This window comes from Trichococcus sp. ES5 (genome assembly GCF_900067165.1).
Lineage (GTDB): Bacteria > Bacillota > Bacilli > Lactobacillales > Aerococcaceae > Trichococcus > Trichococcus flocculiformis.
On the sequence record NZ_FJND01000005.1, the window covers coordinates 172052 to 173716 of the forward strand.

Annotated in this window: 1 protein-coding gene and 1 rRNA gene; one reads left to right on the forward strand and one right to left on the reverse strand. The window is 42.9% G+C overall.

The features are described from left to right. A partial coding sequence (locus TES5_RS15775) for a transposase family protein (protein WP_198143305.1) occupies window positions 1–364 on the reverse strand: 364 nt, incomplete at its 3' end. A 706-nt stretch (window positions 365–1070) separates the two neighbouring features. Between TES5_RS15775 and TES5_RS06545 the strand changes: the two genes are divergently transcribed. Beyond that, window positions 1071–1665, forward strand: a 16S ribosomal RNA gene (locus tag TES5_RS06545); the annotation flags it as partial.

Below are 1665 nucleotides of genomic sequence, written 5' to 3' on the forward strand. Positions count from 1 at the left end.
AAATGGTTTTCCTTGCGTATAGGGCAATCGAAACCTTTGTGGCCCTGGAAATAAAACAATTTTTCTCCACGATATTTGTTTGCGCACTAAAGGTAGACGAGCATTCTCTACAAAGGAATCGCTGTTTATTCAAGTCGAGGAAGGCTGGATAGCCGGAAACCTCTGGCAAAACGATCCTGGATTTCTTGGTTCCATTTTTTACGATTGACTGCTGGTTTTCCATCCCGCAGTTAGGGCACCGTAGTGCCTCGAAGGTCAAGACAGCAGAGAAGACTTTCGCAATTTGGCCCTTGATTACGACATCCTGGCAACAATTTTCTCCGAAATGGATATTAAGGTCTTTTATATTCAACACATTTCGCATATACTTTGATATAGACAAATGAAATCACTCCTTAAAATATCTGGATTAGTCACCTTTATTTTAACAGAGTATTTCATTTGTCCTTTTTTTTTTGCACTTTTCACAAAAAAAAGGTGTTGATGAAATTTACTTCATCAACACCATTTATTATAGAGCCTGATTTTCTTGTGCTACCTGAGCGTATTCAGCCTTATATTCGAAAAAAATGAGTTTCGCATAAAATGATGTATCCATAGTAATGTTGATGCACTGACGTTGACAAGGCTTACAATTTTATGGTACAGTTTAGTTCCTCGGTAATCCGATGGATTTTTTTGAAAACTGTTTGACATGGATTTGAAATGATGATAGTATTGTGAAGTTGTCTTTTGTAAGGTGACGGTAAGATAAGATTCATTGTTGACAGCAAGATAAAACGATGTTATCATATAAAAGTTGCTGATTCATCAGTCGAACAGCTTAAATTTAATTTTTAAAAGTTGTTGACAAGATGCAGTGGCCGTGATATTATGAATAAGCAATCACGTAATACGTGATACGCGATTGACCTTTGAAAACTGAACAAAGAATGAACGAACCAAATGTGCAGGGAGCTTAGACTTCGGTCGAAGCAAACGAAGGCGATACATCGTATCGCAAACATAAAGTCAGCAAGAAATTAAGAGCTTTTCAGCTTTTCATGAGGGTTTCTGTACAAGAGCCCACATTACATGAGAGTTTGATCCTGGCTCAGGACGAACGCTGGCGGCGTGCCTAATACATGCAAGTCGAACGGTCTTCTCAGTGGAAGCTTGCTTCCACTGAGAAGATAGTGGCGGACGGGTGAGTAACACGTGGGTAACCTGCCCATAAGAGGGGGATAACATCCGGAAACGGGTGCTAATACCGCATAGTTTTCTTGATCGCATGATCGGGAAAGGAAAGACGGCCTTTGTGCTGTCGCTTATGGATGGACCCGCGGCGTATTAGTTAGTTGGTGAGGTAATGGCTCACCAAGACGATGATACGTAGCCGACCTGAGAGGGTGATCGGCCACATTGGGACTGAGACACGGCCCAAACTCCTACGGGAGGCAGCAGTAGGGAATCTTCCGCAATGGACGAAAGTCTGACGGAGCAACGCCGCGTGAGTGAAGAAGGTTTTCGGATCGTAAAACTCTGTTGTCAGAGAAGAACAAGTTGGAGAGTAACTGCTCCAGCCTTGACGGTATCTGACCAGAAAGCCACGGCTAACTACGTGCCAGCAGCCGCGGTAATACGTAGGTGGCAAGCGTTGTCCGGATTTATTGGGCGTAAAGCGAG